The organism is Blastococcus atacamensis (genome assembly GCF_002938425.1).
In the GTDB taxonomy this organism is placed as follows: Bacteria; Actinomycetota; Actinomycetes; order Mycobacteriales; family Geodermatophilaceae; genus Blastococcus; species Blastococcus atacamensis.
The window spans coordinates 36,936-49,832 of the sequence record NZ_POQU01000012.1 but is presented as its reverse complement, the minus strand read 5'-3'; the positions used below and the strand labels follow the sequence as shown (position 1 = coordinate 49,832).

General features: G+C 73.5%; 13 protein-coding genes. 7 read left to right on the top strand and 6 right to left on the bottom strand.

The window, feature by feature from the left end; genetic code table 11:
* Positions 1 to 195 precede the first annotated feature (195 nt).
* From C5508_RS05275 to C5508_RS05265, 3 genes are all read left to right on the top strand, one after another.
* Positions 196 to 771 (top strand): MerR family transcriptional regulator, encoded by a 576-nt coding sequence (locus tag C5508_RS05275; protein ID WP_104523895.1) that lies wholly within the window; start codon positions 196 to 198, stop codon positions 769 to 771.
* A 90-nt stretch (positions 772 to 861) separates the two neighbouring features.
* The gene (gene gcvP / locus C5508_RS05270; RefSeq protein ID WP_232796931.1) at positions 862 to 3,855 is read left to right on the top strand and encodes an aminomethyl-transferring glycine dehydrogenase; all 2,994 of its coding nucleotides are present in this window, start codon (positions 862 to 864) and stop codon (positions 3,853 to 3,855) included.
* 38 nt (positions 3,856 to 3,893) lie between these two features.
* The gene (locus C5508_RS05265; protein ID WP_104523894.1) at positions 3,894 to 4,508 is read left to right on the top strand and encodes a DinB family protein; all 615 of its coding nucleotides are present in this window, start codon (positions 3,894 to 3,896) and stop codon (positions 4,506 to 4,508) included.
* On the opposite strand, the gene C5508_RS05260 is transcribed toward C5508_RS05265, so the two are convergent.
* A complete protein-coding gene (locus C5508_RS05260; protein ID WP_104523921.1) occupies positions 4,498 to 4,701 on the bottom strand; it encodes a DUF5999 family protein in 204 nt (67 codons plus the stop codon). The two genes, C5508_RS05265 and C5508_RS05260, sit on opposite strands and share 11 nt — an antisense overlap.
* Positions 4,702 to 4,920: 219 nt before the next feature.
* Positions 4,921 to 5,883 (bottom strand): type I pantothenate kinase, encoded by a 963-nt coding sequence (gene coaA / locus C5508_RS05255; protein WP_104523920.1) that lies wholly within the window; start codon positions 5,881 to 5,883, stop codon positions 4,921 to 4,923.
* 115 nt (positions 5,884 to 5,998) lie between these two features.
* Here coaA and C5508_RS05250 point away from each other — a divergent pair, with 115 nt between their 5' ends.
* A complete protein-coding gene (locus C5508_RS05250; protein ID WP_104523893.1) occupies positions 5,999 to 6,808 on the top strand; it encodes a GNAT family N-acetyltransferase in 810 nt (269 codons plus the stop codon).
* Between the two features lie 37 nt (positions 6,809 to 6,845).
* Here the strand turns inward: C5508_RS05250 and C5508_RS05245 are convergent, their stop codons facing one another.
* Entirely contained in the window at positions 6,846 to 7,391 is a 546-nt protein-coding gene (locus tag C5508_RS05245) for a YbhB/YbcL family Raf kinase inhibitor-like protein (protein WP_104523892.1), read from the bottom strand.
* A 170-nt stretch (positions 7,392 to 7,561) separates the two neighbouring features.
* Here C5508_RS05245 and C5508_RS05240 point away from each other — a divergent pair, with 170 nt between their 5' ends.
* Together C5508_RS05240 and C5508_RS05235 are read left to right on the top strand one after the other, a co-directional pair.
* Positions 7,562 to 8,305 carry an HAD family hydrolase gene (locus tag C5508_RS05240; protein ID WP_104523891.1) on the top strand — a complete coding sequence of 248 codons (744 nt, stop codon included), beginning with the start codon at positions 7,562 to 7,564 and terminating at the stop codon, positions 8,303 to 8,305.
* Positions 8,302 to 10,671 (top strand): glycoside hydrolase family 65 protein, encoded by a 2,370-nt coding sequence (locus tag C5508_RS05235; RefSeq protein WP_104523890.1) that lies wholly within the window; start codon positions 8,302 to 8,304, stop codon positions 10,669 to 10,671. The genes C5508_RS05240 and C5508_RS05235 overlap by 4 nt, the downstream gene beginning before the upstream one ends.
* Before the next feature lie 158 nt (positions 10,672 to 10,829).
* On the opposite strand, the gene C5508_RS05230 is transcribed toward C5508_RS05235, so the two are convergent.
* The gene (locus C5508_RS05230; protein ID WP_104523889.1) at positions 10,830 to 11,534 is read right to left on the bottom strand and encodes a M50 family metallopeptidase; all 705 of its coding nucleotides are present in this window, start codon (positions 11,532 to 11,534) and stop codon (positions 10,830 to 10,832) included.
* Positions 11,535 to 11,656: 122 nt separating this feature from the next.
* Here C5508_RS05230 and C5508_RS05225 point away from each other — a divergent pair, with 122 nt between their 5' ends.
* Positions 11,657 to 12,268 (top strand): antibiotic biosynthesis monooxygenase, encoded by a 612-nt coding sequence (locus C5508_RS05225; protein ID WP_104523888.1) that lies wholly within the window; start codon positions 11,657 to 11,659, stop codon positions 12,266 to 12,268.
* Here the strand turns inward: C5508_RS05225 and C5508_RS05220 are convergent.
* Together C5508_RS05220 and C5508_RS05215 are read right to left on the bottom strand one after the other, a co-directional pair.
* Positions 12,265 to 12,453, bottom strand: a complete 189-nt coding sequence (locus C5508_RS05220) for a hypothetical protein (RefSeq protein ID WP_104523887.1) — start codon at positions 12,451 to 12,453, stop codon at positions 12,265 to 12,267. The two genes, C5508_RS05225 and C5508_RS05220, sit on opposite strands and share 4 nt — an antisense overlap.
* Positions 12,454 to 12,487: 34 nt before the next feature.
* The gene (locus C5508_RS05215) at positions 12,488 to 12,892 is read right to left on the bottom strand and encodes a VOC family protein (protein WP_104523886.1); all 405 of its coding nucleotides are present in this window, start codon (positions 12,890 to 12,892) and stop codon (positions 12,488 to 12,490) included.
* Positions 12,893 to 12,897 lie beyond the last annotated feature (5 nt).

The window sequence follows — 12,897 nt, the reverse complement described above, 5'->3', positions numbered from 1 at the left end:
AACCACTTCCTATCGGCAGCTGGCGACGGATCATCACTCGAAATGAGTGAGCGGTCCCGACACGCCGTCCCGCTCAGTTGACCGGCCCCCCGGCCCGGCTTACCGTCGGCGGACAACAACGGTGTGACACCTGGTCTCCCGGGTGCGGGCCGTCGACCTGCTGCAACTCGCGGCGGGATGAGGAGGACGCTGAGCGTGAGCGACCAGGACAACGGCTCCCAGGGTCAGCTGTTCAGCGACGCCGCCGTCGGGGCGCCGTCGTACGACGATGCCGACTCCGACCTGGTTGGCTACCGCGGCCCGACCGCGTGCTCCGCCGCCGGCATCACCTACCGCCAGCTGGACTACTGGGCCCGAACCGGGCTCGTGGCACCCTCGGTCCGCAGCGCCACCGGCTCGGGCACCCAGCGGCTGTACTCCTTCCGCGACATCCTGGTGCTCAAGGTCGTCAAGCGGCTGCTGGACACCGGCGTCTCGCTGCAGAACATCCGCAAGGCCGTCGACCACCTCCGCCAGCGCGGGGTGAAGGAGCTGGCCAACGTCACGCTCTTCTCCGACGGCGCCACGGTCTACGAGTGCACCTCCGCCGAGGAGGTCGTCGACCTGCTGGCCGGCGGGCAGGGTGTCTTCGGCATCGCCGTCTCCGGCGCGCTGCGCGAGCTCTCCGGTGAGCTCGCCGAGCTGCCCGCCGAACGCATCGACGGCGGCCAGGTGGTGCCGTCGGACGACGAGCTCTCCATGCGCCGTCGCCGCCGGGCCGCCACCGCCTGACTCCTCGTCTCCGAAGGGCCCTCCCCGCGCTGCGGGGAGGGCCCTTCGGCCGTCCCGGTGGGTGTGCGCGGCGCTGGTAGCGTCGGGACAGTGACCCTCCGCGCTGACGTGCCCGCGCCGCTGCCCTCACTGAACGCCCTGGACCCCGCGGGATCGTTCATCGGCCGGCACATCGGCCCGCGCCCCGGTGACACCGCCGCGATGCTGGAGGTCGTCGGGCACCAGTCCCTGGAATCACTCGTCGACGCCTGCGTCCCCGAGGGCGTGCGGGACCGGGAGCCGCTGGCGCTGCCCCCGGCGCAGGACGAGGCCGCGGTCCTGGCGCTGCTCCGCGAGCGCGCGGCGGCCAACGCGGTGTTCACCTCGATGATCGGGCTCGGCTACGCCGGCACCGTCACGCCGCCGGTCATCCAGCGCACCGTGCTGGAGAACCCGGCCTGGTACACCGCCTACACGCCCTACCAGCCCGAGATCAGCCAGGGCCGGCTCGAGGCGCTGATCAACTTCCAGACGACGGTCGCCGACCTCACCGGCCTGGACGTCGCGGGCGCCTCCATGCTCGACGAGGCGACCGCCGCCGCGGAGGCGATGACCCTGGTGCGCCGCGCCGGGCGCGCGAAGCCGGACGCGGTGTTCGTCGTGGACGCCGACACGCTGCCGCAGACCCTCGGGGTGCTGCGGACCCGCGCCGAGCCGCTGGGTATCGGGCTGCACGTCGCCGACCTGTCCGCCGGCTGGCCGACCGACCTGCCCGAGGCCGGCGCGTTCGGCGTCCTGCTGTCCTACCCGGGCGCCAGCGGCGCCGTCCGCGACCACCGGGCCCTGGCCGCTGCCGCACACGAGGCCGGCGCGTCCGTCGTCGTCGCCGCCGACCTGCTCGCCCTGACGCTGCTGGAGGCACCGGGGGAGTGGGGCGCCGACGTCGCCTGCGGCACCAGCCAGCGCTTCGGCGTCCCCATGGGCTACGGCGGTCCGCACGCCGGTTACCTGTCGGTGCGCGAAGGACTGGCCCGCCAGCTGCCCGGACGCCTCGTCGGCGTCTCCCTGGACGCCGACGGCGACGTCGCCTACCGGCTGGCCCTGCAGACCCGCGAGCAGCACATCCGTCGCGAGAAGGCGACCAGCAACATCTGCACCGCCCAGGTGCTGCTGGCCGTCATGGCCGGCGCCTACGCCGTCTACCACGGGCCCGACGGCCTCACCGCGATCGCTGCCCGGGTGCACCGCAGCGCCACCGTGCTGGCCGGCTGGCTGCGCGCCGGCGGGCTCGCGCTGGCGCACGAGCAGTTCTTCGACACGATCCAGGTGTCGGTGCCCGGCCGCGCGGCCGAGGTGGTCGCGGCAGCCGCCGAGCGGCGGATCAACCTCTGGCAGGTCGACGCCGACACCGTGCAGGTCGCCTGCGACGAGACGACGACGCCGGCGACCCTGCGATCGGTCGCCGAGGCGTTCGGCGTCGCCGTGGACGACGCGGCCCTCGACGACGCCGGCGCGGTCGCGCTGCCCGACGAGCTGCGCCGCCGGACGCCGTTCCTCACCCACCCGGTCTTCTCCGCGCACCGCTCCGAGACGGCGATGCTGCGGTACCTGCGATCGCTCAGCGACAAGGACCTGGCGCTGGACCGCACGATGATCCCGCTGGGCTCGTGCACGATGAAGCTCAACGCCGCCACCGAGATGGCCGCCATCACCTGGCCGGAGTTCGCGAACCTGCATCCCTTCGCGCCGGCCGAGCAGGCCCGCGGCTACCGGCAGCTGATCGACGAGCTCTGCGCCGGTCTGGCCGAGGTCACCGGCTACGCCGCGGTGAGCGTGCAGCCCAACGCCGGATCCCAGGGCGAGTTCGCCGGTCTCCTGGCGATCCGCGGCTACCACCGATCGCGCGGGGACGAGCAGCGCGACGTCTGCCTGATCCCGAGCTCGGCCCACGGCACCAACGCGGCCAGCGCCGTGATGGCCGGCATGCGCGTGGTCGTCGTGGCCTGCGACGAGGCCGGCAACGTCGACGTCGCGGACCTTCGCGCGAAGGTGGAGCAGCACGCCGACCGGCTGGCCGCGCTGATGATCACCTACCCGTCGACGCACGGGGTGTTCGAGGTCGACATCCAGGAGATCTGCGGGGCGGTGCACGACGCCGGCGGCCAGGTCTACGTGGACGGCGCGAACCTCAACGCCATGGTCGGGCTCGCGCGCCCCGGCCGCTTCGGCTCCGACGTCAGCCATCTGAACCTGCACAAGACCTTCTGCATCCCGCACGGCGGCGGCGGGCCCGGGGTGGGCCCCATCGGCGTCCGGGAGCACCTCGTGCCGTTCCTTCCGGGCCACCCGGTCGTGGACACCGGCAACACCGGCCCGGTCGTCTCGTCGGCCCCGTGGGGATCGGCGGACATCCTGCCGATCTCGTGGGCCTACATGCGGTTGATGGGCCCCGACGGGCTCACCCGGGCGACCCAGCACGCCATCCTGGGCGCGAACTACCTGGCCGCCCGGCTGCGGGAGCACTTCCCGGTGCTCTACACCGGCGGGAACGGGCTCGTCGCCCACGAGTGCATCCTCGACATCCGCCCGCTCACCAAGGCCACCGGCGTCACCAACGACGACATCGCCAAGCGGCTCATCGACTTCGGCTTCCACGCGCCGACGATGAGCTTCCCGGTGGCCGGAACGCTGATGGTCGAGCCGACCGAGAGCGAGGACAAGGCCGAGCTCGACCGCTTCGTCGACGCCATGGTGCACATCCGGGGCGAGATCGAGAAGGTGGCCACGGGGGAGTACGACCGGGAGGACAATCCGCTGCGCAACGCCCCGCACACGCTCGCGATGGTGGCGGGGGAGTGGGGTCGGCCCTATCCCCGGAGCGAGGCCGTCTACCCGGTCCCGGCGCTGAAGGGGCGTGGCTATCTCAGCCCGGTGCGGCGGATCGACCAGGCCTACGGCGACCGGAACCTGGTCTGCTCGTGCCCGCCGCCGGAGGCCTTCGCCGATCCGGAGCCGCGTGAGGTGCCGAGCACCGTGCCCGGCCCCGCCCAGGGGGCGCCCGACGACCTGGGCACGGCGGCCGACGTGGTGGGGGCCGCGCGGTAACGACCGTTCTGTCGGCGCCTCGTGGGAGGCTGCCCGTCATGACCGGCGGGGACCAGCTCAAGGCCGACCTCAGGGACTACCTGCAGGAGGGCCGCGACGTGCTCCTGCTCAAGGCCGACGGTCTGTCCGAGCACGACGTCCGGCGCCCGCTGACACCGACGGGCACGAACGTGCTGGGCGTGATCAAGCACGTGGCGCTGGTCGAGGTGGGCTACTTCAGCGTTCCGTTCGGACGCCCGGTCGGCCTCGCGCACCCGTGGTTCGACGACGACGCCGAGGACAACGTCGACATGTGGGCCACCGCGGAGGAGTCGCGCGAGGCGATCCTCGAGGGCTATCGCCGCGCGTGGGCGCAGACCGATGCCGCCGTCGCCGAGCTGCCGATCGACGCGGTCGGCCGGGTCCCGTGGTGGGGGCCCGACGGTGGCAGTCAGGTGACCCTGCACCGCGTCCTGGTCCACGTCATCGCCGAGACCCACCGGCACGCCGGGCACGTCGACATCGTGCGGGAGCTCATCGACGGCGTCGTCGGCAACCAGTGGGTCGGCGACAACCTGCCCGAGCACGACGCCGCCTGGTGGCAGGAGTACCGCGACCGGGTGGAGCGCGCCGCACAGGAGGCGGCGGGACGGCCGGGTCTTCTCAGGCGCTGACGAGGTCCGGGGCCAGCCACACGTGGTGGTCGCTGAACGCGCGGCCGTCGGGGAGCAGCTCGCCGTCGTCGTCGAACAGGACGACGCCGTTGCAGAGCAGCCGCCACCCCTGCTCGGGGTGGCTGCTGACCACGGCGGCGAGGTCACGGGCCTCGCTGGTGGCCTCGGGGCAGGGGCTGCGGTGTGCGCACATGGCGGTCACTTCCGTTCGGCCGGGGGAAGCCGGCAGTCACTAGGTGTACATGAACGCTTACGCGTCTCACCCAGTGTCGGCACGCCAGGTGCTCCAAGTCACGTGATTCGGATCACCTGATCCCCCGAAGGAGTCGTCAGGTCCTGCCATGGCGGGGACCGGCGACGCGTGGATCGCCCGGTCGCCCTCGGCGTGTCGCCTCGGCCGACGGCCGCCGGGTCAGAGCTTGCGCAGCAGGACCCGGCGCACGGAGTGGTCGGCGGCCTTCTGCAGCACCAGCCGGGCGCGCGACCGGGTGGGCGCGATGTTGTCCCGGAGGTTCGGCCCGTTGACCGCCGACCAGATGCTCAGCGCGGTCTCGCGCGCCTCGTCCTCGGAGAGCCCGGCGAAGCGGTGGAAGTACGCGGAGGTGTCCTGGAACGCGGTCCGGCGCAGGGCCTGGAAGCGCTCGACGTACCAGCGCTGGATGTCGCTCTCCGCGGCGTCGACGTAGACGGAGAAGTCGAAGAAGTCCGACAGGAACACCTCGGGCGCCGACCCGTCGGTCCGGCGCCCGGCCTGGAGCACGTTCAGCCCCTCCACCACGAGGATGTCGGGTCGGTCCACCGCCTGCACCTGTCCGGCGACGACGTCGTAGGACTGGTGGTCGTACACGGGCGCCACGACCTCCTCGCGGCCGGACTTCACGTCGGCGAGGAAGCGAAGCAGCGCCCGCCGGTCGTAGCTCTCCGGGAAGCCCTTGCGCCCGAGCAGGCCGCGCTCCGCCAGGACGGCGTTGGGCAGCAGGAACCCGTCGGTGGTGACCAGGTCGACCCGGGGGGACCCGGGACCGGCGGCGAGGAGCGTCTGCAGGAGCCGCGAGGTCGTGCTCTTCCCCACGGCGACGCTGCCCGCCACGGCGACGACGAACGGCACCTTGGCGGTCGAGTCGCCGAGGAACTCGCTCTGCGCCGCCCACAACCGGCGGCCGGCGGCCACGTGCAGGTCCAGCAGCCGGGCGAGGGGCAGGTAGACGGTGGCCACCTCGTCGAGGTCGATCCGGTCGCCCAGCGACGCGAGCGACTCCAGCTCGGCCTGGTCGAGCGGCAGGCGGTCACCGGCCGCGAGCGCCCGCCACGAGGCGCGGTCGAACACCGCGTAGGGCGATATGGAGCCGCGTGTCCCTGCCGTCACGGCACCCATCGTGCCGTCCCGACCGCCGATGACCTGCGCGCGGGTCACCCGGGCGGGTGGGCACGGGTCCCGGGACGGGCGCCGGGGGGACCCGCCCGGGCCCGGACGCGTCTAGGGTTCTGATGTGTCTTCCCGCCCGGGGCCGCTCGAGTGCATCGAGCGCTACTTCGCCGCCGCGCCGCTGCCCGACGCGCGCCTCGAGCGAGCCGGTGCGCTGGACGTCCCCCTCGCCGACCCGGCCTGGCCGTACCCGGCGCGGCCGGCCCGCGACGGCGGGAAGCCGGTCACTGTCGAGGACGTGCGCGCGGCGGTCGAGCTGCAGCGGGGGGCGGGGCTGCCGGCGGCGCTGGAGTGGATCCCCGAGTGCTCGCCGGAGATGGCGGCCGCGGTCCGCGCGGCCGGCATGCCGATCGAGGAGCTCCCGCTGCTCGTGGCCGACGACCCGGTCGACCTCGTGCTACCGGCCGGCGTCCGGTTGTTCCTCGTCGGCGCCGACGACCCGCAGCTGCCGGAGTACCAGCGCGTCGCCGATGTCGCCTTCGCCCACCCCGGCGGCCGGGCCGACGTGCACGAGGCGCCGCTGGACACCTCACCGGAGGCGCGCGCACGCACCGCCGCCCTGCGCGAACGGATCGGGGCCGGCCGCACCGTCATGATGGTGGCCCTCGAGGACGGGCAGCCCGTGGCGGTCGGCTCGCACCAGCCCATCGATATCGGTGGCACCGAGGTCAGCGAGATCGTCGGCGTCGCCACCCTGCCGCGCCTGCGGGCACGGGGCCTGGGTGCCGGGATCGCCTCCGCGCTGGTCGAGCACGCCCGGGAGACCGCCGACCTGGTGTTCCTCGCCGCGGGCGACGACGACGTCGCCCGCGTCTACGAGCGCGTCGGCTTCGCCCGCCTGGCCACGACCTGCGTGGCCGAACTGCCCGGGTGACCGTCCTCCCCGTCGATGCCGGGGAGGACGGTGCCGCTCAGTTCTCCTCGTAGGTGAGGACCAGGGTGGCGCGGGCCAGCGTGTGGAAGAACAGGTTGAAGCCCAGGACCGCCGGGGTGGTGTCGGCGTCGACGTCCAGCGTCTCGGTGTCCACCGCGTGCACCACCACGAAGTAGCGGTGCGGGCCGTGCCCGGCCGGCGGAGCGGCGCCCACGTAGCCGGCGAAGCCGCCGTCGTTGCGCAGCTGGAGCGCACCCGCGGGCAGCTGCGGGGCGTCCTTGTCGCCCGCACCCGAGGGCAGCTCGGTGGTCGAGGCGGGGAGGTTGGCCACCGCCCAGTGCCAGAAGCCGCTGGCCGTGGGCGCGTCGGGGTCGTACACCGTGACGGCGAAGCTCTTCGTGCCCTCGGGAAAACCGGACCACGACAGCTGCGGTGAACGGTCCTCGCCGCCGGCCCCCATGACGCCGCTGACGTGCGGCAGGGGCAGGACCTGGCCGTCGCTGACGTCGGTGCTGGCGACGGTGAAGCCGGGCACCTGCGGCAGGAAGTCATAGGGGTTCGGTGGGGTGGGCCGGTCGGCCATGGGAGTCCTCTCGGTCGGTCGTCGGGAGGCGCCGCTCGGCTGCGGGTCGCCGTCCCCGCAGCGACCCTAGGCAGCGGGGGAGAGGGGCGCCCGTCGGCGCCGGTCCCGCCGTCACTTCCCCGTGGCTGCTCCGACACGTGCGCACCGCCGTGCGCCGGTAGCGTCGCGCCGTGCCCTCTCCGCGAGAACTCGGTCTGCCAGACGGCGTCCGCGCCTGCCTCTTCGACCTCGACGGCGTGCTGACACGCACCGCCACCGTGCACATGGCGGCGTGGAAGCGCACGTTCGACGAGTTCCTGCGCACCACTGATCCCGCCCAGCCGGCGTTCTCGCAGGAGGACTACAACCGCTACGTCGACGGGAAGCCGCGCGCCGACGGCGTCCGCGACTTCCTCGCCGGGCGGGGCCTGACGCTGCCGGAGGGGTCCGCCGGGGACGCCCCGGACGCCGCCACGGTGCAGGGCCTGGCCACCCGCAAGAACGAACTGGTGCTGCGCGAGCTCGACGAGCACGGCGTGGAGGTCTACGAGGGCTCGGTCCGGTACCTGCGTGCGGTCAAGCAGGCGGGGCTGGCCACCGCGGTGGTCACCGCGTCTGCCAACGGGGAGCAGGTGGTGGCCGCCGGCGGCTTCGCCGACCTGATCGACGCCCGGGTGGACGGCGTCGTCGCCGCCCGCGACGGCCTGCGCGGCAAGCCGGCGCCGGACACCTTCCTCGCGGGCGCCCGCGCGCTGGGCGTGCAGCCGGGGGAGGCCGTGGTGTTCGAGGACGCGCTGGCCGGTGTCGCCGCCGGGCGCGCGGGAGGCTTCGCCTTCGTCGTGGGCGTCGACCGGGTGGGCCAGGCCGACGAGCTGGCCTCCTCGGGCGCCGACGTCGTCGTGACCGACCTCGACCAGCTGCTGGGCGCTTCGTGACCGAGGGCCGCGCCGTCTTCCCCATCGAGCCCTGGGCACTGACCGAGGTGGGGCTGGACCACGGCTCCCTCGGCGTCCACGAGTCGGTGTTCGCGCTCGCCAACGGCCACATCGGCATGCGCGGCTCGTTCGAGGAGGGGGAGCCGGTCGCCGTGCCGGGCACCTACCTCAACGGCTTCTTCGAGGAACGGCCGCTGCCCTATGCCGAGGCCGGCTACGGGTTCCCCGAGATGGGACAGACGGTCGTGAACGTCACCGACGGCAAGCTGATCCGGCTGCTGGTGAACGACTCACCGCTGGACCTCACCTACGGCGAGATCATCGAGCACCAGCGGACCCTCGACCTGCGCGCCGGCGTGCTCCGCCGGGCCACGGAATGGCGCTCGCCCGGTGGGCGCACGGTCCGGGTGACCAGCACCCGGCTGGTGTCGCTCGTCCGCCGCTCGATCGCCGCCGTCGAGTACAAGGTCGAGGTGGTCGACGACCTGGGCGACCTCTACGTCGCCCTGCAGTCGGACCTGCTGGCCAACGAGGACGGCATGGCGGCCCACGACGACGACCCGCGGGCCGCGGCCGCGCTCGCCAATCCGCTGCAGTGCGAGCTGGCGGCCGCGCGCGGTCGCAGGGCGGTGCTGGTGCACCACACCAAGCGCAGCAGACTGCGGGTGGCCGCCGGCATGGACCACGTCATCGAGATCCCCGACAGCGGCACGGAGGACGCCGAGGCCGCCGGCGACCTGGCCCGGTACTCCCTCGCCGCTCGCATCCCGCCCGGTGGCTCCCTGACCCTGGTGAAGTTCCTGGCCTACGGCTGGTCCTCGCGCCGGTCGGCCCCGGCCCTGCGCGACCAGGTGGAGGCGGCGCTGTCGACCGCGAAGCTCGCCGGCTTCGACCGGCTGCTGCGCGAGCAGCGCGAGCTGCTGGCCCAGCACTGGGACGAGGCCGACGTCGAGATCGAGGGCGACGACGAGCTGCAGCAGGCCGTCCGGGTGGGCATGTTCCACGTCCTGCAGGCCGGGCTGCGCGCCGAGCGGCAGGCGATCCCCGCCAAGGGGCTCACCGGGCCGGGGTACGACGGCCACACGTTCTGGGACACCGAGACCTACGTGCTGCCGGTCCTCACCTACACCGCGCCGCACGCGGTCCGCGACGCGCTGATCTGGCGGCACTCGACGCTGGGCCTGGCGCGCGACCGCGCGCGTGTGCTCGGGCTGCGCGGCGCGGCCTTCCCGTGGCGGACGATCCGCGGCGAGGAGACGTCGGGGTACTGGCCGGCGGGGACGGCGGCCTTCCACATCAACGCCGACATCGCCGACGCCGTCATCCGGTACCACCACGCCACCCTGGACGAGTCCTTCGACCGCGACTACGGCGCCGAGCTGCTGCTGGAGACGGCGCGGCTGTGGGCCTCCCTGGGCCACTTCGACGCCGAGCACGGCTTCCGCATCGACGGCGTCACCGGTCCCGACGAGTACACCGCCGTGGTCGACAACAACGTCTACACGAACCTCATGGCGCAGCGGAACCTGCGGGAGGCGGCCGAGGCGGTGCGGCGCCAGCCCGAGGTCGCGGCCCGCCTGGGGATCACCGACGACGAGGTGGCGGAGTGGCTGCGGGCGGCGTCGCTCATGGCGGTGCCCTACGACACCCAGCGTGGCGTGCACATGCAGTCCGACGGGTTCACCCACCACGAGGAGTGGGACTTCGCGGGCACGCCGCGGGGGAAGTACCCGCTGCTGCTGAACTACCCCTACTTCGAGATCTACCGGACGCAGGTGGTGAAGCAGGCAGACCTGGTGATGGCGCTGCACCTGCGCGGCGATGCGTTCACCCTCGAGGAGAAGATCGCCGACTTCGCCTACTACGAGCCCCGCACCACGCGGGACTCCTCGCTGTCGGCCACCCAGCAGGCCGTCGTCGCCGCGGAGACCGGTCACCTGGAGCTCGCCCACCAGTACTGGGCCGAGGCCGCTCTGACCGACCTGCAGAACCTGCACCACAACTCGGGGCACGGGCTGCACATCGCATCGCTGGCCGGCGGGTGGACCGTCGCCGTCGCCGGCTTCGGGGGTCTCCGCGACCACGGGGGGGAGCTGACCTTCGCGCCACGGCTGCCGGAGCGGATCACGCGCCTGCGGTTCCGGGTGGTGTACCGCGGCCGCAAGCTGACCGTCACCGTGGAGCCGGGCCGGGCCACCTACCGGTTGGTGGACGGTGATCCGCTGCCGATCCGCCACCACGGCCGGCAGGTGACCGTGGACCACGCCGACCTGGTGCTCGACGTGCCGCCGCCGCTCGCGGTGGAGCCGGTCACCCAACCGCCCGGCCGCGAGCCCCAGCGGCGGTCCCGCCCCACCTCGCGCTGAACCCGGCGGCGCCTCCTCCCGCTCTGGAGGTCCTTCCCGCGCTGGACGGCGCCAGCAGCAGGCGGGCAGCACGAGGAGCAGCCGCAGAGCGACGCCCCGGTGCCGTCGTCGTCGGCTACGACCGTTATCCCCAACAGCGGACTGATCTAGTCGGTGGTTCAGCCGAGCAACCACCTCGCGCCCAGAACGAGCGCACCGACGTCGACGAGCAGGAAGAACGCCACCCAGAACAGCGCCGGGAAGGGCGTGAGCCGGGCCAGCTGGTCGGCATCGGAGTCCGAGGCCGACCGTCGCCGGCGCGCGGCCTGCAGCTCGAGGACGGCGCGGGGAGCGGCGAGCAGCAGGAACCAGGTGGCCAGCGCGGCGAAGGCGGCCTGCCCGTCCGGGGGAAGCCACCACGTGGCGGCGAAGAGGATGCCGCCGGTGACGAGGACCGACCACATTCCGTACCAGTTGCGGATCTGCACCAGCAGCAGCGCCAGGAGGCCGAGGAGCGCCCACAGCAATCCGACGGCGTGCCCGGCCCCGAGGAGCGCGGCCGCGCCCAGGCCGAACAGGGCCGGCCCGGTGTAGCCGGCGGCGCACGTCAGCACCATGCCCAGCCCGGTGGGGCGACCGGCCGAGACGGTCAGGCCGGAGGTGTCGGAGTGCAGGCGGATGCCGGCCAGGCGCCGCCCGGCCGCCAGGGCGACCAGGCCGTGCGCGCCCTCGTGGGCGATCGTGACGACGTTGCGGGCCGGACGCCACAGGGCGGGGGAGAGGACCAGCACCGCCGCCACGGCCGCGGTGGCCAGCAGCACCGTCGTCGACAGGTCCGGCACCGTCGCGGTGACGCGCGTCCAGAACCGGCCGAGGACCTCCACGTCCGGCAGTCAACCGCACATGCCTGGGAGGACCGGGGGAGCGGCAACCGTGTCGGTCACGAGGCGCGCCTCACACCGCCTCCGGGGACGCGCATCGGCTGCCCACGCCGGATGCTTGAGCGATGACGACCCCCACCACCGTGCTCCGGGACGACCTTCCGGTGACGGTGTCCTTCACGCGGCGCGCCGACCCGGCGCACGCGCGCGAGATGACGGCGTGGATCCGCGCCGGCCTCAGCATGGCCGAGACCTTTCCCGGATTCCTGGGTGGCGGCTGGGTGCGGTCCCGCCGCGATGCCGACGAGTGGCACATGCTCGCCCGCTTCGCCGATCACACGGCCCTGTCCGGCTGGGAGGCGTCCGCGGAGCGGCAGTGGTGGCTGCGGTCGGCCCAGGGGCTGGCCGAGGTGACCCGCACCGAGCGCCGCACCGGCATCGAGAGCTGGTTCGACTCGCCCGTCGCCGAGGAGGTCGGCGCCGCCCCGGCTCCCGCCGCGCCGGCCCGGTGGAAGCAGTCCATCACGATCTGGCTGGTGTTCTTCCCGCTGAACCTGCTGGCCACCGTGACCCTCGGCGCCGCCCTGGCCGACGTGCACGTGATCCTGCGGGTCCTCGTGATGACCGCGGTCCTCACACCGATCATGGTCTTCGTGATGCTGCCGTGGATCACCGCGCGGCTGCAATGGTGGCTGCAGGGCAGGACCCGGCGCGGCCAGGTGCCGGGCTCGGCCTAGTTGCCCGGCTTGACCGCCTTGCCGCGCTCCTGCTCCGCCTCGTCGGCCTCGTAGGCGCCGGGCACGGCCTTCGCGAAGCCGTCGTCGCCGGGGGAGAGGGGGCGCTCGGTCAGGTTATCCGGGCCGGGGGACGGGGTGCCGCCGGGCTCGTTCCGCTCGCCGGTGTCGGGGCGCTGGTCGCTCATCGCTTCTCCTCGCGGTCGGATCGTCTTCCGACCGCTACCCGTACATCGCCGGCGGAACCGGCGGAGCGGCGTCCAGCTGCTGGGTCACGTTGAGCGCGTTGCCGTCGGGATCGGTGATGTGCGCGACGCGCTGCCCCCACGGCAGATCGTTCGACGGTGCCGGTGCCGGTGCCTGGCCGCCGAGGTCCTGGACACGGGGGAGGAGCGCGTCGACGTCGGGCATGTCGATGCTCAGAAGCACCCGGCCGGGCCTGCCCGGTTGCACCGCGGCGTCGGCGGGCAGGCCCAGCCGCGAGTCGCCGACGCCGAGACCCAGGTAGAACAGCGGCCCGTGCCCGGGGAAGCGTTCCTGCTCGGTGGCGTCGAGCAGGCCGACGTAGGACGACCGCAGCCGTTCGATGTCGGGGGTGACGATGATCGCGCTGACAGTGCCGGGCACGGGGA